A 21,345-nucleotide genomic window follows, 5' to 3' on the forward strand; every position below is an offset into this window, starting at 1 on the left:
ACCCGGGAAAACCCGGGCTTGAGCAGAACACGCGGTGGCAAACATCGCATCGGCAAGGCAGGCGATCCATGACTGAAATGGCGCACGGCACGGTTATCGTGCACACGGGCGACGCGGTTATTCCGCGGTGGTGGAGCACGATTGATCGGGTGACACTCGGTTGTATCTTCGGGCTTTTCGCGATTGGCATACTGTTGGGCTTTGCAGCCTCGCCGCCTCTGGCTGAACGCAATGGGCACGAGCCATTTTACTACGTCATCCGCCAAGCTATGTTCGGCGGCCTCGCGCTAAGCGTGATGGTGCTGGTGTCCATGATGACGCCAACAACCGTGCGGCGTTGGGGTGTCGTGGGATTTTTTGCAGCAATCGCTGCGGTCGCTTTGCTTCCGGTATTCGGCACCGACTACGGAATGGGCGCAACCCGTTGGTATTCGTTGGGCTTTGCGTCCTTGCAGCCTTCCGAATTCCTCAAGCCGATGTTTGTGGTCTTCACCGCGTGGATGATGGCGGCCAGCCAGGAAGTTGCGGGGCCGCCGGGCAAAAGCGTTTCGCTTTTTGTGACCATAATGATCGTCGGCTTCCTTGCGCTGCAGCCCGATTTCGGGCAGGCGGCGCTGATCATCTTTGCCTGGGGCGTGATCTACTTCGTTGCTGGCGCGCCCATGCTAATCCTTATGATCCTTGCCGGTGTCGTCGTCGGCGTGGGCGTGTTGGCCTATAACTCATCTGAGCACTTCCAACGCCGCATTGACGGATTCCTGAGCGATGAAGTGGGTGAGAACACGCAGCTTGGCTTTGCCACCGACGCGATCCGCGAGGGTGGGCTGTTTGGCACCGGTCTTGGCGAAGGCTCCGTCAAATGGACCCTTCCGGATGCACATACCGACTTCATCATTGCCGTGGCGGCCGAAGAATACGGTTTCGTGCTCGTCGCTGTGATCATAGCCCTGTTCCTGACGATTGCGCTGCGCAGCTATTTCCGCCTGATGAAAGAACGTGATCCTTTCGCGCGCCTTGCAGGCACCGGGCTTGTCAGCCTTCTGGCCTTGCAGGCCTTCATCAACATGGGCGTGGCCGTACGGCTTTTGCCCGCGAAAGGCATGACCCTGCCGTTCGTCAGCTACGGCGGCTCGTCCCTGATTGCGACAGGCATCGCGGTCGGTATGCTGCTGGTGTTCACGCGGACACGTCCGCAGGGCGATATTGCAGATCATCTTCTGACACGATCAGGACGGGCATGACGCAAAAGCACCTCATCATCGCTGCGGGCGGTACTGGCGGGCATATGTTCCCGGCTCAGGCCTTGTCTGAAGTGATGCTGAGGAAGGGCTGGCGCGTGACGCTTTCTACGGATGCGCGCGGGGCGCGCTATGTCGGCGGGTTTTCCCACGCGGTCGAGGTCCGTCAGGTGGCAAGCGCTACATTTGCACGGGGCGGTGTGCTGGCCAAGCTGGCTGTTCCCTTTCGTATCTTCGGTGGCGTGCTCGGCGCGACGTTCCGGATGTGGCGCGAAAAGCCCGATGTTGTGGTGGGATTTGGCGGCTATCCCACGATCCCGGCGATGGCGGCGGCGGTTTTGACGCGGCGACCCCGAATGTTGCATGAGCAAAACGGTGTCCTCGGACGCGTGAACCGCATTTTCGCCAAACGCGTGGCCCATGTGGCCTGTGGCACTTGGCCAACCGAAATGCCCGAAGGCGCAGATGCGCGCGACACGGGAAACCCGGTGCGAGCGGCGATTGTAGAGCGGGCAGGGGCGCCTTACACGCCCCCCGGTGATTGGCCGATGAGCCTGCTTGTATTTGGCGGAAGCCAGGGCGCGCGCATCCTGTCCGATGTTGTCCCCGCCGCGGTCGCGCTTTTGCCTGAGGATATTCGCCATCACCTGCGCGTCAGCCAGCAGGCCCGCGAAGAAGATGTGGAGCGTGTGCGCACCGCCTATGATGAGATGGGCTTGCGCGCCGAGGTTGAGACATTCCTGCACGATATGCCGACCCGCCTTGCCGAGGCGCAGCTGGTGATTTGCCGCTCCGGCGCGTCGTCTGTTGCCGATATTTGCGTTGTCGGTCGCCCGGCGATCTATGTGCCGCTGGCCATCGCCGTTCGCGATGAACAGACCGCCAATGCCCGTGGCCCTGTCGATGCCGGTGCCGCCGTGCTGATGCCCGAAAGCCAAATGACGCCTGAAGCCCTGGCCGAAGTTATCAAATCCATTTTGACCCAGCCTGAGGCCGCCACCCAAATGGCTATTGCGGCCCTTTCGGTTGGGAAGCCTGATGCCACCGAAAGGCTGGTTGCACTCGTAGAAAATCTGGTCGAAGAGCGCGCCTGAGCAACAAGGAATATCCCAATGAACGCCGCCGCCACGAAACTGCCCACACAACTTGGCCCGATCCACTTTGTCGGTATTGGCGGGATCGGCATGTCGGGGATTGCCGAAGTTCTTTTGAACCATGGCTACCAGGTGCAGGGCAGCGACCTGAAGCCATCGAAGATCACGGAGCGACTGCGGGACCTGGGTGCGCAGATCTTTATCGGGCAAAAGGCCGAAAACCTTGAAAACGCAGAGGTCGTCGTGATCTCCAGCGCGATTAAACCAGGCAATCCGGAGCTTGATGCGGCGCGCTTGGCTGGCCTGCCAGTGGTGCGGCGGGCCGAGATGCTGGCCGAGTTGATGCGCCTGCGGTCGAACATTGCTGTCGCAGGGACGCACGGGAAAACCACCACGACAACCCTTGTGGCAACGCTGCTGGACCACGGCGGAGTTGACCCGACGGTGATCAACGGCGGCATCATCCATGCCTATGGCTCCAACGCGCGGGTGGGGCAGGGCGACTGGATGGTGGTTGAGGCCGACGAAAGCGACGGCACCTTCAATCGCTTGCCCGCGACGATTGCCATCGTCACCAACATCGACCCCGAACACATGGAACACTGGGGGACGGAGGAGAATCTTCATCAGGGATTCCTCGATTTCGTCTCTAACATCCCCTTCTACGGCGTGGCCGTCTGCTGCACCGATGACCCCGACGTGCAAACGCTGGTAGGCCGCATCACCGACCGCCGCGTTGTAACCTTCGGCTTCAACGCACAGGCCGACGTGCGTGCCATGAACCTGACCTATCAGGGCGGCGTAGCGCATTTCGACATTTCGCTGGCCGCAGATGACATGGTGATTGAGAATTGCCGCTTGCCGATGCCGGGAAATCACAATGTCTCCAACGCCTTGGCTGCCGTTGCTGTTGCACGTCATCTGGGCATGAAAGCCGATGAAATCCGTGAGGCTTTGGCAGGCTTCAAAGGCGTGAACCGACGCTTTACGAAAGTGGGCGAGGTTGGTGGGGTCACCGTGATCGACGATTACGGCCATCACCCGGTTGAGATTGCCGCGGTGCTGAAAGCCGCCCGCCAAGCGAGCGAAGGCCGCGTAATCGCTGTTCACCAACCGCACCGCTACAGCCGTCTGCATTCGCTGTTCGAGGATTTTTGCGGTTGCTTCAGCGAAGCAGACGTAGTGGCCATCGCCGAAGTCTATGCCGCTGGAGAGGACCCGATTGAGGGCGCCAGCCGTGACGATCTTGTCGCCGGCATGATCCGCCACGGGCATCGCCATGCTCGTGCCATAATCGACGAAGATGATCTGGAACGACTCGTGCGCGAGCAGGCACGCCCCGGTGACATGGTGGTGTGTCTTGGTGCGGGCACCATTTCGGCCTGGGCCAATGGCCTGCCGGAGCGGTTGAAGGACTTGGATAAGAAAGTGGTTGGCGTATGACAGCGAACGCGTCCGTTTGCGGAGGTTTGATGTGATGCCCGGTGTCGGCTGGATCACAATTCTGACCGTGCTTCCGGGCCTTCTGGCTTTCGGACTGTCGCGCAGGTTCGGCGCGCGCGCCGGCTGGATTGTTGTCGGGTGCGTCGCCCTTCTGAATTTGCCCAACGTCATCGGCCATGTTTCGCTGCTGATCGGAACGCCGGAAACGTCTGGATCGGCGTTCGAAATGCCCGGCGATGCCACCATCGGGGCAGGTGGCTACCTGATGCTAGGGACGTTCTTGTTCGTCTTTGCAACACTGGTCTCGGCCATCCTCGGAGCCGTTTTCGGCGCCCGGGGCAGGCAGGAGGCCGTAGAATGAGCCTCGCGTTAATCCTCGCCAGCTTCTGGATCGTCGCTTCTGCGTTCACAGCGATGCTGCCTTATCGAATGCAGTTTCCGCCCGGTATCGCGCTGCTGATCCTGTCCGTTCCACTGCTTGTCTTCATTGGTATCAGCCACGGCTTTATCTGGGTGGCGCTGTTTTTGTTCGCCGTGGGTTCGATGTTCCGCAATCCGCTGATTTACTTCGCAAAACGTCTGACAAGGCGGACAGTTTGATGCCCGTTTCGCTGATCCTTGCATGCATCTGGGCGTTGATCGCTTGTGCCGCCGGCATGGGGCCGCGTCGCTTTCATATCCCGGCGGCCTGGGTCCTTATCCTGACAGGCATCCCGCTTCTGGGATTCGTCACCTATCAGACAGGTCCATTCTGGGGCATCGTCTTGCTCCTGGCGGGTGCCTCGGTCCTCCGCTGGCCGCTGATCCGGCACGGTCAGCGCATCCGCCGTGCTTTGTACGCTGCGCAGGCGGAGGACGAAGCAGGCTGATGGATACCCTTGTTCTCTACATTGGATTCGCAATCCTTGCAGGCATGGCAGCTGGTTACATGACCGCGCGACTTGGCACACGGCGCATGGTTCTGGCTTTATGGTCTGCCAGTGCGTTGACGATTGCGGCCGCGATCCTTTGGTCCGATGCTCATGGCGGCAATGTGGATGCTATCCTGGTGGTTTACGGGATGTTGGTTCCGTTTGCCGGTTGCGCAATTGTTGCAGGGGCCTTGGGCTTGGCAGTGCGATCTGTCGTGACGCGGGCTGGCACGGAATGAGCCACGACATTCCGGACGTGCGCGGCCGCCTGACGCCGAATCGTGATCTGTCTGGCTTGACCTGGCTCCGCGTGGGCGGTCCAGCCGAATGGTTATTTCAACCCGCAGATGTCGAAGATCTCGCCGACTTCCTTGCGGCGCTTCCCCCTGAAATGCCTGTGTTTCCAATGGGGGTTGGGTCAAACCTCATCGTGCGCGATGGCGGATTGCCCGGCGTGACGATCAAGCTGGGGCGACCGTTCATGGATGTCGCAGTCGATGGCAACAAAGTCACGTCGGGGGCAGCGGCCCTTGACGCGCGGGTTGCGAAGGCCGCGGCTGATGCGGGCGTTGACCTGACGTTTCTCCGCACCATTCCGGGCTCGCTTGGCGGCGCACTCAAGATGAATGCGGGCTGTTATGGCAGCTACGTCGCCGATCACTTCGTCTCGGCCGAAGCGGTTCTGCGGGATGGATCACGGGTCACGCTCAAAAGCAGCGATATTGCCTTCGACTACCGTCAAACGGACATACCGGACGGGGCCGTTGTGACCTCAGTCACACTTGAGGGTCCAATGGCTGAACCCGAAGCGCTTCATGCACGCATGGATGAACAACTCGCAAAGCGCGACGCGACCCAACCCACAAAGGAGCTGACGGCAGGCTCCACGTTCCGAAACCCGGCAGGTTTCAGCTCAACCGGCAAGGCCGATGATACACACGAGCTCAAGGCGTGGAAGGTCATCGACAACGCCGGAATGCGCGGTGCGACGCGGGGCGGGGCCGAAATGTCTGAAATGCATTCCAACTTCCTGATCAACAAGGGTGGCGCAACTGCCGCAGATTTGGAGGGATTGGGCGAAGAAGTCAGAAAAAGGGTTTCCGAAACCCAAGGCATCGATTTACAGTGGGAGATCATGCGGGTGGGGGTTCCTACCGGCAATTCATAATAGCAAGGGTCCGCGAAAATCGCGGGCATAACCGACCCGGCAGGCACGTATCTGACGGGCAGTTTGAGGACCAGGCGGTGGCAGGGCAGAGCAGCCTCCCCTCCCGCGTCGTCGTTTTGATGGGTGGCCCCTCCGCTGAACGCGAGGTGTCGCTGAGCACCGGACAAGGGTGCGCCGAAGCGCTACGCGGCGAAGGTTTTGACGTGATCGAACTCGATCCCGGTGCCTTTGGCTCGGGTGAAGACCTGTGCGCATCGCTTCGGGCGGCCAAGCCCGATGTTGTTTTCAACGCGCTGCATGGTCGCTGGGGCGAAGATGGCAGCGTGCAGGGCCTGCTCGAATGGATGCGCCTGCCTTACACGCATTCCGGTGTGTTGGCCTCGGCTCTCGCCATGGACAAGACCCGCGCCAAGGACGTCTACCGCCGCCACGGCCTTCCCGTCGCGAATTCCGTGATCGCACCGCGTGACCGCGTGCGCACCGAGCATGTGATGGATGCGCCTTACGTGGTGAAGCCCAACAATGAAGGCTCCTCTGTTGGCGTCTATCTGGTGCATGAGGCTGCAAACGGCCCGCCGCAACTGGATGACCAAATGCCCGAAGAGGTGCTGGTAGAGCAGTTCGCCCCGGGCCGTGAGCTGACCTGTTCCGTCCTCGGCGATGGCCCGAACGATCCCGGCGCGCTGACCGTGACCGATATTATCACGGACGGTTGGTACGACTACGACGCGAAGTACAAACCCGGCGGCTCCCGCCACGAAGTGCCCGCGAATGTGCCGTCACAGATTTTCGATGCCTGCATGGATATGGCAGCCCGCGCCCACACTGCGCTTGGCTGTCGCGGTGTTAGCCGCACGGATTTCCGTTGGGATGAGACCAAAGGCCTCGATGGCCTGATCGTCTTGGAAACGAACACACAGCCCGGCATGACGCCCACCTCGCTGACGCCGGAGCAGGCCGAGGCGAAAGGCATGTCGTTCGGCGCGCTGTGCCGTTGGTTGGTGGAGGATGCGTCATGCGATCGTTGATTGCCCGCAAATCGTCTGTTCCCGCACAGCCTGTGGCACCGCATGATCCGGCCCCGTCGCGGCTCAGCTACCGGGTGCAGCGCCTTTGGCTGACGCCCGTTTTCCGCAAGGCGTTGAATATCGGTGTTCCGCTGTTCCTGCTGTTCGCCGCGATCAGCTGGTATCTGAGCGATGAAGAGCGTGTCGCAAGCCTGTTCGACGCCGCCTATGAGATCCGGCGCGAGGTCGAAAACCGCCCCGAATTTCGCGTTAACGTTCTGGGCATTGATGGCGCCAGTGAGGACGTCACCGAAGAGGTACGCGCAGCTCTTGCGATTGATTTGCCGATCTCTTCTTTCGATCTCGACCTTGAGGAACTGCGCGGACGGCTTGAGGCTCTGCCCGCCGTGCGTACAGCGGATCTGCGCATTCAGACCGGTGGCTATCTAGCCGTCCGTATTGATGAACGCCGCCCTGCCGCACTTTGGTTGACCCATGAAGGCCTGTCGATCATCGACCATGAGGGCCATTTTATCGCCGGGTTCGGCCAGCGCGAACTGGATGGGCCTTTGCCTTTGCTGGCAGGTGAGGGCGCGGACCTCGCTGTCCCCGAAGCATTGGAACTGATCGAAGCGGCCCTTCCGCTCGGCGACCGTGTGCACGGATTGGTGCGCATGGGCGAGCGGCGGTGGGACGTTGTTCTAACAAATGACACCCGCATCATGCTGCCTGAAACTGGCGCACGCGGGGCGTTCGACCGGGTGCTGGCCCTGCATGACGTGGGTGAGATCCTCTCACGCGATCTGACGGCTGTTGATTTGCGCAATCCAGGCCGCCTGACGGTGCGCCTGACCGATGGTGCTATGGAAGAGTTTCGCCGCATCCGTGCGTTGGTGGCGAATGGGACGAGTGGAGAGAACCAGGGATGACGTTGCTCTATCAGACGCAGCGGGCCATGCGGGCCAAGCGGACGGAAGCCATGCGGCGCGGTGTGATTGCCGTTCTAGACATCGGCACCTTCAAGGTTGCTTGCCTTGTGCTGCGCTTTGATGGCGCGCAGGTCGAAGATGACGGCATTGGTGCTATGGCAGGGCAGTCCTCGTTCAGGGTGATCGGGGCCGCGACCACCCGTTCACGTGGCGTGAAATTCGGTGAAATCGACACGGTCCACGAGACGGAGCGCGCGATCCGCACCGCCGTACAGGCCGCCCAGAAGATGGCGAATGCTCGCGTGGATCATGTGATCGTGTCGCTCAGCGGGGCGCGTCCACGCAGTTATGGCCTAACTGGTGAGGTCGAGATTCAGACGGGCGCTGTTGAGGATCACGATATTGGCCGCGTTCTGGCGATGTGCGATATGCCGGAAATCGGGCAGGGCCGCGAAGTTCTGCACGCGCAGCCTGTGAATTTCTCCCTCGATCATCGCACGGGCCTCGGCGATCCGCGCGGACATGTCGGGAACCGTTTGTCTTGCGACATGCATCTACTGACGGTGGATGCAGCCGCGATCGAAACACTTCTGCACTGCGTGAAGCGCTGCGATCTGGAGCTGGCCGGTGTCGCCAGCGCGCCATACGTTGCGGCCATGTCCTCGCTCGTGGAAGACGAGCAGGAACTCGGCGCAGCCTGCATCGACCTTGGGGCCGGGGCAACGTCGCTTTCTATCTTCATGAAAAAGCACATGATTTTTGCTGATACTGTTCGTATGGGCGGCGCCCATGTGACGCGCGACATCAGCCAGGGCCTGCAAATCCCCGTCGATGATGCGGAGCGGATCAAGACCAAGTTCGGCGGATTGATGGCCACGGGCCTCGATGATCGTGAAATCATCGAGCTCGAAGGGCAGACTGGCGACTGGCACCACGACAGGCGCACTGTCAGCCGTGCGGAATTGATCGGCGTGATGCGCCCCCGCGTTGAGGAAATCCTTGAAGAAGTGCGCGCGCGTTTGGATGCCGCCGGTTTCGAGCATCTTCCGTCCCAACGGATCGTTTTGACAGGCGGAAGCGCGCAAATCCCCGGCCTCGATGGCTTGGCCAGCCGCATCCTCGGCAATCAGGTGCGTCTTGGGCGCCCGATGCGCGTCGCTGGCCTTCCGCAGTCCGCTTATGGTTCAGCCTTTTCGGCCTGTGTCGGCCTTTCGCTGTTTGCGGCCAGCCCGCAGGATGAATGGTGGGACTTCGACTTGCCAGCCGACCGACTGCCTGCACGGTCCATCCGGCGTGCCGTTAAGTGGTTCCGCGACAACTGGTAGGCCCTTCATCTGGGGTGCAGACGCTAAATCGCCGGTTTTCCCGTCACATTGTGGCCACATTTCGCCCATTGGGGGTATTTTCCGCGTGACGCGCCGGAAACGAGTCGGTAGGCTTGCCCCCAATAAATGAGGCAGAACGGCAATCCGGCAAAAGACTGGAGGCCAGGACAGAAACAGGCGGACAGTATCCATGACTCTTAATCTTACCATGACCGACGCTCAGCCTGAGCTGAAGCCACGTATCACAGTGTTCGGCGTCGGCGGGGCCGGCGGCAATGCGGTCAATAACATGATTGACCAGCAGCTGGACGGTTGTGAATTCGTCGTCGCCAACACCGACGCGCAGGCGCTACAGCAAAGCCGCGCCCATAGCCGCATCCAAATGGGTGCGCGCGTGACCGAAGGCCTTGGCGCTGGCGCGCGTCCTGCAGTCGGCGCAAGTGCTGCCGAAGAAAGCATCGAAGACATCGTTGATCATCTGGCGGGCGCCCACATGGCGTTCATCACCGCAGGCATGGGTGGCGGCACCGGTACCGGCGCTGCTCCGATCATCGCGCAGGCCGCCCGTGAACTGGGCGTGCTGACGGTTGGTGTCGTGACCAAGCCGTTCCAGTTCGAAGGCAACAAGCGGATGAAGCAGGCCGATGAGGGGATTGAAGCCCTTCAGAAGGTTGTCGACACGCTGATCATCATTCCGAACCAAAACCTGTTCCGGCTCGCCAACGAAAAAACCACCTTCACCGAAGCCTTCGCCCTCGCGGATGACGTGCTTTATCAGGGTGTTAAGGGTGTGACGGACCTGATGGTGCGTCCGGGCCTGATCAACCTCGACTTTGCAGATGTTCGCGCTGTGATGAACGAGATGGGCAAGGCAATGATGGGCACGGGCGAGGCCGACGGTGAGAACCGCGCGCTGGCTGCTGCCGAGAAGGCGATTGCGAACCCCCTTCTGGACGAGATCAGCCTGAAGGGCGCCAAGGGCGTTTTGATCAACGTCACCGGCGGTTACGATCTGACCCTGTTCGAACTGGACGAAGCGGCCAACCGCATCCGCGAGGAGGTGGATCAGGAAGCCAATATCATCGTCGGTTCGACGCTCGACACCGATATGGAAGGCCAGATGCGCGTCAGCGTTGTTGCCACAGGCATCGACGCGGCCGAACGTCAGGCTGAGGCGCCGATGCCTGCGCGCCAACTGGCGGCAGCTGCTGCGGCCATGACCGAAGCTGAAGCCCCTGCAGAGCAGCCAGCGCCCGCCGAAGTTGCAGTGCCGGAAGCGGCTGAAGCGACCGGGACGGAGCCTTCGCTGTTCGAAGGTTTTGACGCAGCTGCGGCATCCGCTGAAACGGCAGATGTTGTTGCATCGGACGACGTGCCACCGCCAGCTTACCAGCCTGCACCAGCACCCGCCGCGGAAGCACCAGCCCCGGTCCTCGATCAGACGCCGACACGCGCGCCGATCGCCGCCGTGGCCGAGCAACCCCAGCAGGGTTACGTGGCACCCAAGCCAGCTGCCGCTGGCTCGCCCACGCCGGAAGCCCTGGCCCGTCTGCGCGCCGCCATTCAGCGCGACACACCTCGGGCAGAGGTCGAACCTGCACAAGCGCAGGAGCCCAAGCGCGGCTTTGGTATCAATTCGCTGATCAATCGGATGACCGGCAGTGCAGATGATGGTCCTGCTCCGGTTGAGCGTCGGCAGCCCACCATGGGTGCAACACCGGCGCCAGCACCCGCCCCCGCGCAACCCACCTCTGCGGACGACGGCATTGTCGATCCGGATCAGGAACGCATCGAAATTCCAGCATTTCTGCGTCGCCAGGCGAACTAAAGCCAGTCACAAACATCTGGAAAAGGCCAGCCTAGCGCTGGCCTTTTTTGCATTAATAACAATCGCTTGAAGAGTTATCCCCAGAAAACCGGCAAGAAACTGCCGACGCTTTTCAGCATTGTTGCAGCGAGTCACAAAGGTTGAGTTGCCCATGGCGCGCGCCCCCGATAGGCCATTCTCAGCAGCAAAGGCACAGAGCTTAGGTTGCGATGCCGCAGAGCGCCCGAGGTCAATGGGCGCCGCGATACGGGTGGGACAGTTAGTGCAGGCGAAATGATGCAGGCGACAATCCGCAAGATGGTAACGTTCGACGGCGTTGGCCTCCATTCGGGCCAAGGCGCGTCCGTCAGCATTCTGCCGCAAGCCATCAATGTCGGCATCTGGTTTCGTCGTACGGACCTGGATGATGCCCAGATGATCCCGGCACGCTACAACCTGGTTCCCGAAAGCCGCCTGTGCACTCGCCTTGTCGCGGAAGACGGCACAGAAGTTTCGACTATTGAACATATCATGGCCGCCCTTGTCGGCTGCGGCATTCACAATGCCCTTGTCGAAGTGAATGGTCCGGAGCTTCCAATTCTCGATGGCTCCGCCGCGCCTTTCGTGCGGGGTATTCTGGATGCAGGCATCCAGCGCCAGACAGCCCCGATCCATGCATTCGAGGTGCTCAAACCAGTCCGCGTTGAAGATGGCGATGCCTGGGCTGAGCTTGAACCGGCCCCCGGCCTTGAAATGGATTACACGATTAGCTTTGTGGACGAAGCGATCGGCTACCAGCGCCGGATTGAGAAGCTGGCTAACGGTAAATTCGTGCGTGAACTGTGTGACAGCCGCACCTTCTGCCGCCGGGCGGATGTCGACATGATGCAGGAAGCCGGGCTTGCCCTTGGTGGAACTTACGAAAACGCCGTGGTTGTCGATGGCGATGAAGTGCTGAGCCCGGGCGGCTTCCGCCATGCGGATGAAGCTGTGCGTCACAAGATGCTGGATGCGCTAGGCGATTTGGCACTGGCCGGTGCTCCGATCCTTGGGCGCTATATCGGTGTCCGCTCAGGCCACATGTTGACGAACAAGTTGCTTCGGGCACTTTTCGCGACGCCGGGCGCTGTTCGCTTAGTCGAATGCAGCCCCGAACAGGCGGCACGACTGCCCGGTGTCGGGGTCAAAACCGGTGATTTGGCCGAAGTGGCCTAGCCTTTGCCGGGCGATCCACCGCTTTATGCGTGGAACAGGGATTTTGCCCGCAAAAGGAATGTGCTAGATGATGTGCAATCAGCCTCGAATGGGGCGAAACTGATTATCTGCGCCATTGGCTGGCGCTTGGATTTGGGGCCGTTTGCATGAGTACCACCCGCTTCCGTCTTTCTGGTGCTGCGCTTGCGCTGACACTCGTTCTGGCGGGCTGCGGCGGTGGCGGCGGATTGTTCGGTGGTGGCGGTGGCCTCTTTGGCGGCGGCGGTGGCGGTCTGTTTGCCAGCCGCGGTTCCAACCTTCCGCTGGAAGAGCTCGACGCCCAAACAATCTACCAACAAGCCGAATACGAGCTCGAGCGCGGTCAGGCAGACAATGCCGCTGAGCTGTTCATCGAGGTTGAGCGCCTGCATCCCTATTCGGAATGGGCCGAACGCGCGCTGATCATGGCGGCTTTCGCCTACCATGAGGACGGCGATTACGAGGCGGCCCGAGTCGCCGCACAGCGCTACCTCGATTTCTATCCCGGCAACGAAGATGCGGCTTATGCGCAATACCTTCTTGCGCTCAGCTACTACGATCAAATCGACCAGGTCGGCCGCGACCAGGGCGTGACCTATCAGGCGCTGCAAGCGCTTCGCGTTGTGATCGAGCGCTATCCGGACAGCGAATACACGCAAGACGCCATCCTGCGCTTCGACCTCGCTTTTGATCACCTCGCAGGCAAGGAAATGGAAGTCGGGCGCTACTATCTGCGTCGTCAGCATTATACTTCTGCAATCAACCGCTTCCGGGTCGTTGTTGAAGAATTCCAGACCACATCGCACACCCCCGAAGCGCTGTTGCGTCTTGTAGAAAGCTATCTTGCACTTGGCCTGACCGAAGAGGCGCAGACCGCTGGCGCGATCCTTGGCTACAACTTCCGGTCTTCGCCCTTCTACGACGACGCCTATCGGCAGCTGACGGGGCAGGGGCTGTCGTTGGAAGCAGCGGGAGAGAACTGGCTGCGCGAAGTCTGGCAGCAGACCGTTCGGGGCGATTGGCTGTAAGCGGCTTGACGCCCCCAACAGCTTAGGGAACACCCATCCCATGCTGCGCCATCTCGATATACGCGACATGCTGATCATCGACCGGCTGGAATTGGCGTTCCAGCCCGGGTTGAACGTGCTGACTGGCGAAACAGGCGCGGGCAAATCGATCTTGCTGGACTCACTTGGGTTCGTCCTTGGCTGGCGGGGCAGGGCTGATCTGGTCCGCGCAGGTGCCGAGCAGGGGGAGGTTCTGGCGGAGTTTGAACTGGCCGATGGGCACCCCGCCCGCGCCGTTCTGGAAGACGCCGGGTTGCCAGTTTCCGATGAATTGATTCTGCGCCGCATCAACACGCCTGAAGGGCGCAAAACGGCTTGGGTGAATGACCGGCGTGTGTCTGGCGACGTCCTGCGCGCTCTGTCCGACTGTCTGGTGGAACTGCACGGCCAGCAAGATGACAAAGGGCTGCTCGACCCCAAGAACCATCGGAAAATGTTGGATGATTTCGGCGGGCTCGACGGGCTGCGCGACAAAGTTGCCTTAGCTTGGCGCAACAAAGCGGCTGCGGCCAAGGCCTTGCAGGCCGCCGAGGCCCGATTGGCCGATATGCGCGCAGAGGAGGAGTTTCTGCGCCACTCTGTAGCTGAGCTTGAAAAACTCGCCCCTTTGGAGGGCGAAGAGGCCGAACTCGACACACGCCGCCGCCTGATGCAAGGGGCAGAGAAGATGCGTGAGGACGTGGCGCGCGCGATCGAAGAGCTTGGCCTGAACGGTGCCGAGGGCGCAATCGTCGATGCGCAACGTTGGCTTGATGGCGTTGTTGATCAGGCGGAGGGCAAGTTGGAGACCCCGCTTGCCGCCCTGGAACGCGCGATGGTGGAACTGGGTGAGGCGCAGGCAGGCGTTGCAGCGTTTGCCGAACGGCTGGAATTCAACCCGGCTGAGCTTGAGATGGTTGAAGAACGCCTCTTCGCGCTGCGCGGCCTTGCGCGGAAACACAACATTCTGGCGGATGATCTGGCGGGGTTAGCCAGCGAACTATCGGGCCGTTTGGCAGCCTTGGACGGTGGCGAGGCGGAGCTGGCGGAATTGCAGGCGCAGCTTGCAGCGGCGGAACGCGCCTACAGCGATGTGGCAGAGCAGCTGAGCGCCAAGCGCAGGACAGCCGCCAAGAAGCTCGACAAAGCCATGGCTTCGGAACTCGCGCCCCTCAAGATGGAGCGCGCGGTGTTCGAGACGCGCTGCGAGCCGTCCGCGCCGGGCCCCGATGGAACAGACGCTGTCACCTTCACTGTCGCCACGAACCCCGGTGCCCCCGCCGGCGCGCTTAACAAGATTGCATCCGGTGGCGAGCTTTCGCGGTTCCTTCTGGCGCTTAAGGTGTGCCTTACGGCGGAAGCCTCTGGTTTGACTATGATTTTTGATGAAATCGACCGCGGCGTTGGCGGTGCCACAGCCGACGCGGTCGGGCGCAGATTGGCGTCGCTTGCGGACGGCGGTCAGGTGCTTGTCGTGACCCACTCTCCCCAAGTCGCGGCCCTGGGCGCGCATCATTGGCAGGTTGCGAAATCGGTCGAAAAGGGCGTGACCTTCAGTCGTGTGGTGCGCCTGTCGAAAGACGAACGCATAGACGAAGTCGCACGCATGGTGGCAGGCGATACCATCACCGATGCAGCGCGAGAGGCCGCGAAGGCCCTCTTGGGTGGCGGCACCTAAGCCCCGCAAGGAAACGCTGAATTGAAGAGGTGCCGGGTTTTCAAAGCCTTGGCCCTCGTCTACCACTGAAATCAGGCCACCTGACTGGCCGGTGCGCGCGGTGCCGGGGCAGGGATGGCCAAGCATGCCACTTACCGCGCCAAGCAGAAAGAGAGCCCGCCGTGGCCGTACCACCTCGCGGATATGTCCAGACCCAAGCCCATAGGCTGGTGATGGGCGCGCGCGGGGCATGGGCCTTATTGCTGGAAAAGGGGCCAAGCCAGTTCCAATTCTGGCTGATTGCCTTGCTAATAGGTGTACTCGCAGGCTTCGCGGCCCTCCTCTTCCGCAAAGGAATTTCCTGGCTGCAAACCACGCTCTACGGGGTGGAGGATGTGCGCATGTTGCATTCCTTTGCCGAAAGCCTGCCCTGGTGGGTGATCCTGATCATTCCCGTGGGCGGTGGCCTGATCGTGGGCGCGATCCTGCATCATTTCACACCCGATGGCCGGGTGCGCTCGGTCGCAGATGTGATTGAGGGTGCTGCCCTGAACGAAGGCCGGGTCGAGGGCCGGGCTGGCCTCGCCTCCGCTGCTGCATCGTTGATCACACTCGGCTCCGGCGGATCGAGCGGTCGGGAAGGGCCGGTCGTGCATTTGGCCGCCGTCATCTCCTCCAAGATCTCTCGTTGGATCAATGCCGACGGAATTACCGGTCGCGATCTTCTGGGCTGCGCGGTGGCTGCCGCCGTCTCCGCTAGCTTCAATGCCCCAATCGCGGGCGCGATTTTCGCGCTGGAGGTTGTCCTTCGCCACTTCGCCGTGCACGCCTTCGCGCCCATCGTGATCGCCAGTGCTGCGGGCACAATCATCAACCGCCTGGAATTCGGGAATGTGACCGAATTTATGCTCAGCAGCGACAGCATGTTGCAGTTCTACGTGGAACTGCCCGCCTTCCTTTTGCTCGGCATTCTCAGCGGTTTTGTCGCCGTCCTCTTCATGCGCGGTACCTTTTGGGCCGAAGACATGGGCACGGCCCTGCAAAACCGCATCAATTTGCCCCGCTGGCTGCGGCCCGCCATTGCGGGTCTCATGCTTGGTGGAATAGCCATCTGGTTCCCGCACATCATTGGGGTCGGCTACGAGACCACCTCGGCCGCATTGACCGGAGAGCTTCTGCTTTGGGAAGCTGTGGTGCTGGCGATCCTCAAGGCGATCGCGGCTGCAATCACAATCGCCGGGCGCATGGGGGGCGGCGTCTTCTCACCCTCCCTGATGATCGGTGCAATCATGGGCCTCGCTTTTGGCTTGGTGGCCACGGGCATTTTCCCGGATGTCTCTGGGTCCGAGACGCTCTATGCGCTGGCCGGGATGGGGGCCGTTGCGGCCGCTGTGCTCGGTGCGCCGATCTCCACCACGCTGATCGTGTTTGAGCTGACAGGCGACTGGCAGACAGGTTTGGCCGTGATGGTGGCAGTCTCTATGTCGACAGCGATTTCGACGAAACTGGTGCATCGTTCGTTCTTCCTGACCCAGTTGGAGCGTCGCAACATTCACCTCGCCGCCGGGCCGCAAGCCTATCTTCTGTCGATGTTCCGTGTCGGCAACGTCATGCGCCCAATGGCCCACGAAAACGCAGCTCCGCAGGAACGGCTTTTCACTCTGATCGAACAGGGCATTTTTACGGATACCCAAGCGACACTCGAAAGCGCGTTGCCGATCTTTGAACGCACCGGTCTGGACTTCGTGCCTGTGGTGCAGCTGTCGCCGCAGGGTGGACCACCAGCGCTGGAAGGGGCGCTGTTCCATGTGGACGCGCTGAAGGCCTATAACCGCGCCTTGGCAGCGACGGCGGCGGAAGAGCATTCCTGACCAAGCTGGAAACAGAATTTTTCTTTGGAGAACGCCGCAAGGCGCGGCATGGTTAATGCCATGTTCAAACGGATTCTCATTCTAGCATTTTCGATAGCTCTCCTTGCAAACACGGCCAGTGCCCAGGGCGCAGCTGATCGTCTGCAAACCATTCTGGGACGCGTGCCCGTGGCGGCATTGGAGGCGGGGGAGGGCGCGATTGTCGCCGGTTTCGGTAACGGCGATGCGGTGCGCTGGATCGCCGTGCGCGGCGCGCAAGCAGGGCGTAACCCCAATACACCCAACCGGTTCGCGGCGCTTCGGTCTGCCGCACCCAACCAGCAAGCCATCATCGCGGCCAATGCCGATGCCGCCCTGCGGGCCGCGGTCGGATTGCAGGCCAGCGACTGGGTGAACACGTGGGAGGTTGCGCAGGGTGCCGCCCGTGTCGGCGCGCTCGACATCTTCCCAGACAGCGAAATGCGGCTGCGCGGCGCGCTTTATGTACGGGGATTGACCGAGGAAGATCGCGGCGGCACGCCCTTCATGTGGTCGGGTGGCGATGATTTCCAGCCGTCAGAGGACCTGATCGACCCGGCCAATCCATTCGGCGGCGATATGGGCCTGCCCCTTCGCATCGCCTTCCTTGGCGACCGCGCCGTTTGGGCCACGGGATGGAGCGCGCTTGATCTGGCGCTGTCTCCCAATGGCGAGACTTTGGCCTCGCGCGCTGATGCGCAAGCCGTCATTTCCGGGCTACGGCGCGTTGGCAATCTGGGCGCGTTGGTCTCTGTCCGGTGCTGGTTGCGCAATGATGCAACACTTCCCGTGACCGGCGCGGAAGCCGGACCGCTGGAAGGGCTTGCTCTTGCCGATTACGCCAACCGTGAGACCGAAGGCGCCGCGATGGTCCTGCTCGTTGAAGAGGGGCGCGATACCGAGGCGCTCGCCACCAGCCTGCGGGAGGCCTGGCCCATTCTGTCTGAACTCCCGTCTCCGGCGGAGCCTGAGATCAGCTCAGGCGGGCAAACGATCACCATCACCATGCGCAGCGATTGGGGCGAGAATGGCGCGGAAATCAACGACCCCTACGCCGTTTTCCTGAGCGTTTTGGAAGGTGGTCGGCTTGGATTCCTCCTGTCGCGATAGGGTGATGGCGCTTGCGCCGCGCTCCACAAATCGGCCAGAGTTCAGCATGATCAACACGCTCTCAAAGGGCATCGGTGCCGCTCTGGCAGTCTGTGCGCTAGCAGCCCCACCTGTAGCCGCCCAATCAACGTCGTCGTTCCGGCAGGCGCTATCGTCTGTTCCCATCGGGTCTGTCGCCTTCGACCGGCCCTATGTTGAGCTAGAATTCGGCGATCCCGAGGCCGCGTTGAACATCGTAGATCTACGGAACGAAGCGGGGCTTCCGGCGCAAGATCCGTATGTCGCGCATCTCAGTGCGCTTCCCCTGATGTTCCAGCAATCGCTTGTCTTGGTTGAGCGCGACGCGATCATCGCGGCGCTCGGCATAACTCCATTCGATTTGGGTGCATCCTTAACGCTTTCAGCCCCGCCGAACCGGCTGGCGACCGTTGAACTGGCAGCCGAGCCATTGGCGGCACTGCACGCGGCGATGGACGCATCCGACAGTGTCACCATGGAGCAAAGGGGCGGGGCCGATGTTGCATGGGTCGGATCGCAGGATTACGCGATCAATCTCGACCTTCGGGATACGACCAACCCATTCGGCGGAATGCTTGGCCTGTCGGGGCGGTACCTGTTCACTGAAACCGGCATCGCCTGGTCCCCCGGCTGGCCCGCGATTGAGGCCGTGGCGTCCGGGGGCGCGCCGCTCGCGACCGATCCACGTCTTGCGGCGATCGTCGATGTTCTGGACGCGGCGAATGCAGATATGGGCTCCGTGCTCCGCTACGCCAACGGAGTTGTCGCGGATCCGTCGCAAATTCCGGCTTTCGCGCAAGCTAACTTGGGAACGGCAGCGATCGCTTTGAACGCATTGATGACATTCGATCTCGCAACGCCAGAGTCAAACATCGGCCTGATGGTGCTGACTTTTGAGCCTGAAACAGATGTCACTGCGCTTACAGCCACTGCCCAAAGTGTCTTCGCTGAGGGCCTAAGCGTCAGCGCTCGCAGACCTTATTCGGTTATCTTCCCAGATGGGACAACAGTTACCGCCCATCCTGGCGATGTCCCTGCCATCAGCATCATGTCATCCGCAGCAGCTGAAGAAGACATGCTGCCCAACCGTCCGGCCAACAGGCTGACGACTCTACTAATTAGCGGTGACTTGCAATATATCTTGAACCCTTGAGGGTTCAGAGCTTTTCGACGGCAACCCGGTCCGAATAAAAGGCGATATGCCCGGCAATCTCGCTCACCTGGTCGAGCGGGTTTTCATAGCTCCACGCCGCATCCACAATCTCGCCATCGGGGCCCGAAACCGTGAAATAAGTCGCTGTCCCCTTATGCGGGCAGCGCGTGGTCGAGCTTGTCTGTTCCAGAAAGCTCATCCCGATATCTTCGCGCGGGAAGTAGATCACGGGTGGATAGGACCCTTCGGTCAGCTCCAGCGCATTGGCGCTTTCGCCCAGAACCGCACCGCTGGCGCGCACAACCCATGTGCCGGATACCTTACGGATCTTGATATGGTCTGCCATGGTGTCTTTCCCCCCGAAAGTTGAACGCCGCTTTTACCGCGCCCGATTGGGTTTGCACAGGGCACAAGCGCGTTTCGGTCTAGATTGGCGCACACGCGTCCCGTAGCCACGTGGCCGTCGCGCTAAACCCGCCGTCTTCAAGGCGCGGGCCGATCTTTTTCAGGACCTCTGCGTGGTAGGCATTCAGCCAATCCCGTTCTTCCGGGGCCAGCATCTCTGCCACGATCAGGCGCCGGTCAATCGGGGCAAATGTCAGGGTCTCGAACCCCAGCATATCCCGATGCGTATCTGCGCCTTCGGGTGCCTCGACCACGTAAATGAGGTTCTCGATCCGAATCCCAAACGCGCCCTCGCGGTAATAGCCCGGTTCATTGGACAGGATCATACCCGGCTCAAATGGCACTTGCCCGGTCCGCGCAAGCCTTTGCGGCCCTTCATGTACGCTCAGGTAGACACCAACGCCGTGCCCCGTGCCGTGGTCATAGTCGCGCCCAGTCGCCCAAAGCGGCGCGCGGGCCAAGGCATCAAGATGCGCACCGCTGACGCCTTTAGGGAAACGCGCACGGTGGATCGCTATCATGCCTTTCAACACAAGCGTGAAGCAGGTTTTCTCTTCCGTGCCCACCTCTCCCACAGGCAGGGTCCGTGTGATGTCCGTTGTGCCATCCTCGTATTGCCCGCCACTGTCGATAAGGAACAGTTGCCCCATCAGGACCGGAGCATTTGTCTCCTCCGTCACCCGGTAATGGACAATCGCCCCATTCGGCCCCGCGCCGGCAATCGTGTCGAAGGAGATATCCCGCAACGCCCCGCTGTCTGCCCGGAACGCCTCCAACCGCTTGACCACGTCGATTTCGGTAAGCGTGCCGCCCGTGGCTGTTTCATCGAACCAATGCAGGAACCGCGCCATGGCGACCCCGTCGCGCAAGTGTGCCTCTGCGCTACCGGCCAGCTCTGCGGGACTTTTGCGCGCCTTGGGCAGCAGGCAAGGGTCTGCTCCCTTCACGATCTGTGTTCCGGCCCCGTCCAAAGCCCAGCGAACCGCGTCTGGACAGGTGGCAGGATCGACGCGCACGGGGCCTTTGAGTTCGGCAAGTGCGGGCTCAAACGCATCCCACGGGACGATCTTCACATCCGGGCCAAGGTCGAGCCCTTGAAATTTCTCCGGATCCGAGAACACGGCCATTGCGCCGGACGCATCAAGGATCGCAAAGGCCTGCACCACCGGCAAATGCGCCAGATCTGCACCCCGAATGTTGAGCAACCAGTTGATCGAATCCGGCAAGGTCAAAACGACCGCCCCCTGCCCATTCTCCCGCAAGACAGACAATACCTCCGCCCGCTTGTCGGCGCTTGAAACACCGGCAAGCGCCTCCGGGTAGGGCGAAGCGGCACCCTCTGGTCGGCCCGGCCGGACCTCGCCCCAGATGGTATCAACCGCGTTGTCGACCGGGGCAAGGCTGATCTGATGCGGCCCAACTTTGGCCTCCAATCGCGCAATCTCGTCGATGGTGTGGAGCCATGGATCAAAGCCAATCTCGCCGCCGCCTGGCATGTGCTCAATCAGCCAATCCCCCAGCTTCACTTCAGGCCAGTCCACCGGCGTAAATGCGTCTGCTACCTGCGCCTTGACCTGCACGCGGTAACGTCCGTCCACGAAAACGCCCGCAATGTCCGGCAAGATGGCTGCAAACCCCGCCGACCCAGTAAAGCCCGTCAGCCAGGCCAAACGCTCATCACAAGGGGCCACATACTCCCCCTGATGCGCGTCTGCCCGAGGCACCAGAAACCCGTCCAATCCCTGCGAGCCAAGATGAGCGCGCAGGTCAGCCAGGCGTCCAATCCCATCTTCGGGCCGCGTCGTCGCGCTGAAGCTCTGAAACATTTCCGCTCTCCCCCACGGGTCAGGACAGGGAACAAACACCCCATCTTTGTTCCAAAAATATGCAAGAACGCCCCCTCAACCGAAGG

The 21,345-nt window shown here is 61.3% G+C and carries 20 protein-coding genes; 18 read left to right on the forward strand and 2 right to left on the reverse strand.

All coding sequences use genetic code 11. The annotated features are described in order from the left end of the window. Nucleotides 1-68: 68 nt before the first annotated feature. The 18 genes from ftsW (at nt 69) to V8J81_RS04790 (ending at nt 19,028) form a co-directional block, all read left to right on the forward strand. Entirely contained in the window at nt 69-1,241 is a 1,173-nt protein-coding gene (ftsW, locus tag V8J81_RS04705; RefSeq protein ID WP_368474591.1) for a putative lipid II flippase FtsW, read from the forward strand. Then, entirely contained in the window at nt 1,238-2,332 is a 1,095-nt protein-coding gene (locus tag V8J81_RS04710; protein ID WP_368474592.1) for a UDP-N-acetylglucosamine--N-acetylmuramyl-(pentapeptide) pyrophosphoryl-undecaprenol N-acetylglucosamine transferase, read from the forward strand. The genes ftsW and V8J81_RS04710 overlap by 4 nt, the downstream gene beginning before the upstream one ends. 18 nt (nt 2,333-2,350) lie before the next feature. Further along, entirely contained in the window at nt 2,351-3,775 is a 1,425-nt protein-coding gene (murC, locus tag V8J81_RS04715) for a UDP-N-acetylmuramate--L-alanine ligase (protein WP_368474593.1), read from the forward strand. Nucleotides 3,776-3,809: 34 nt separating this feature from the next. Further along, nucleotides 3,810-4,136 (forward strand): hypothetical protein, encoded by a 327-nt coding sequence (locus V8J81_RS04720; protein WP_368474594.1) that lies wholly within the window; start codon nt 3,810-3,812, stop codon nt 4,134-4,136. Next, complete coding sequence (locus V8J81_RS04725) at nt 4,133-4,375, forward strand: DUF2484 family protein (RefSeq protein ID WP_368474595.1); 243 nt, start codon at nt 4,133-4,135, stop codon at nt 4,373-4,375. The genes V8J81_RS04720 and V8J81_RS04725 overlap by 4 nt, the downstream gene beginning before the upstream one ends. After that, nucleotides 4,375-4,644 carry a DUF2484 family protein gene (locus V8J81_RS04730; RefSeq protein WP_368474596.1) on the forward strand — a complete coding sequence of 90 codons (270 nt, stop codon included), beginning with the start codon at nt 4,375-4,377 and terminating at the stop codon, nt 4,642-4,644. The genes V8J81_RS04725 and V8J81_RS04730 overlap by 1 nt, the downstream gene beginning before the upstream one ends. Beyond that, a complete protein-coding gene (locus V8J81_RS04735) occupies nt 4,644-4,925 on the forward strand; it encodes a hypothetical protein (protein ID WP_368474597.1) in 282 nt (93 codons plus the stop codon). The genes V8J81_RS04730 and V8J81_RS04735 overlap by 1 nt, the downstream gene beginning before the upstream one ends. Beyond that, nucleotides 4,922-5,854 (forward strand): UDP-N-acetylmuramate dehydrogenase, encoded by a 933-nt coding sequence (murB, locus tag V8J81_RS04740; RefSeq protein WP_368474598.1) that lies wholly within the window; start codon nt 4,922-4,924, stop codon nt 5,852-5,854. Before V8J81_RS04735 ends, murB begins: the two co-directional genes overlap by 4 nt. A gap of 77 nt (nt 5,855-5,931) precedes the next feature. Beyond that, the gene (locus V8J81_RS04745) at nt 5,932-6,882 is read left to right on the forward strand and encodes a D-alanine--D-alanine ligase (RefSeq protein ID WP_368474599.1); all 951 of its coding nucleotides are present in this window, start codon (nt 5,932-5,934) and stop codon (nt 6,880-6,882) included. Then, nucleotides 6,870-7,790: a cell division protein FtsQ/DivIB gene (locus V8J81_RS04750; RefSeq protein WP_368474600.1), complete on the forward strand. Its 921-nt coding sequence runs from the start codon at nt 6,870-6,872 to the stop codon at nt 7,788-7,790. Before V8J81_RS04745 ends, V8J81_RS04750 begins: the two co-directional genes overlap by 13 nt. Continuing rightward, nucleotides 7,787-9,115, forward strand: a complete 1,329-nt coding sequence (gene ftsA / locus V8J81_RS04755; protein WP_368474601.1) for a cell division protein FtsA — start codon at nt 7,787-7,789, stop codon at nt 9,113-9,115. Before V8J81_RS04750 ends, ftsA begins: the two co-directional genes overlap by 4 nt. A 190-nt stretch (nt 9,116-9,305) precedes the next feature. Next, nucleotides 9,306-10,943 carry a cell division protein FtsZ gene (ftsZ, locus tag V8J81_RS04760; protein WP_368474602.1) on the forward strand — a complete coding sequence of 546 codons (1,638 nt, stop codon included), beginning with the start codon at nt 9,306-9,308 and terminating at the stop codon, nt 10,941-10,943. Between the two features lie 276 nt (nt 10,944-11,219). Next, nucleotides 11,220-12,137, forward strand: a complete 918-nt coding sequence (gene lpxC / locus V8J81_RS04765) for a UDP-3-O-acyl-N-acetylglucosamine deacetylase (protein WP_368474603.1) — start codon at nt 11,220-11,222, stop codon at nt 12,135-12,137. A gap of 146 nt (nt 12,138-12,283) precedes the next feature. Next, the gene (locus tag V8J81_RS04770; protein ID WP_368474604.1) at nt 12,284-13,183 is read left to right on the forward strand and encodes an outer membrane protein assembly factor BamD; all 900 of its coding nucleotides are present in this window, start codon (nt 12,284-12,286) and stop codon (nt 13,181-13,183) included. 40 nt (nt 13,184-13,223) lie between these two features. Continuing rightward, a complete protein-coding gene (gene recN / locus V8J81_RS04775) occupies nt 13,224-14,879 on the forward strand; it encodes a DNA repair protein RecN (RefSeq protein ID WP_368474605.1) in 1,656 nt (551 codons plus the stop codon). A gap of 161 nt (nt 14,880-15,040) precedes the next feature. Continuing rightward, complete coding sequence (locus V8J81_RS04780; protein ID WP_439649866.1) at nt 15,041-16,729, forward strand: chloride channel protein; 1,689 nt, start codon at nt 15,041-15,043, stop codon at nt 16,727-16,729. Nucleotides 16,730-16,789: 60 nt separating this feature from the next. Continuing rightward, a complete protein-coding gene (locus tag V8J81_RS04785) occupies nt 16,790-17,857 on the forward strand; it encodes a hypothetical protein (protein WP_368474606.1) in 1,068 nt (355 codons plus the stop codon). Between the two features lie 46 nt (nt 17,858-17,903). After that, nucleotides 17,904-19,028: a hypothetical protein gene (locus tag V8J81_RS04790; RefSeq protein WP_368474607.1), complete on the forward strand. Its 1,125-nt coding sequence runs from the start codon at nt 17,904-17,906 to the stop codon at nt 19,026-19,028. A gap of 4 nt (nt 19,029-19,032) precedes the next feature. On the opposite strand, the gene V8J81_RS04795 is transcribed toward V8J81_RS04790, so the two are convergent. Both V8J81_RS04795 and V8J81_RS04800 read right to left on the reverse strand, forming a co-directional pair. Continuing rightward, nucleotides 19,033-19,374: a DUF427 domain-containing protein gene (locus V8J81_RS04795; protein WP_368474608.1), complete on the reverse strand. Its 342-nt coding sequence runs from the start codon at nt 19,372-19,374 to the stop codon at nt 19,033-19,035. Nucleotides 19,375-19,453: 79 nt separating this feature from the next. Continuing rightward, on the reverse strand, nt 19,454-21,259 hold the full coding sequence (locus tag V8J81_RS04800) for an aminopeptidase P family protein (protein ID WP_368474609.1): 1,806 nt from the start codon (nt 21,257-21,259) through the stop codon (nt 19,454-19,456). Nucleotides 21,260-21,345 lie beyond the last annotated feature (86 nt).

It is taken from the genome of Gymnodinialimonas sp. 202GB13-11 (assembly GCF_040932485.1).
Classification (GTDB): Bacteria; Pseudomonadota; Alphaproteobacteria; order Rhodobacterales; family Rhodobacteraceae; genus Gymnodinialimonas; species Gymnodinialimonas hymeniacidonis.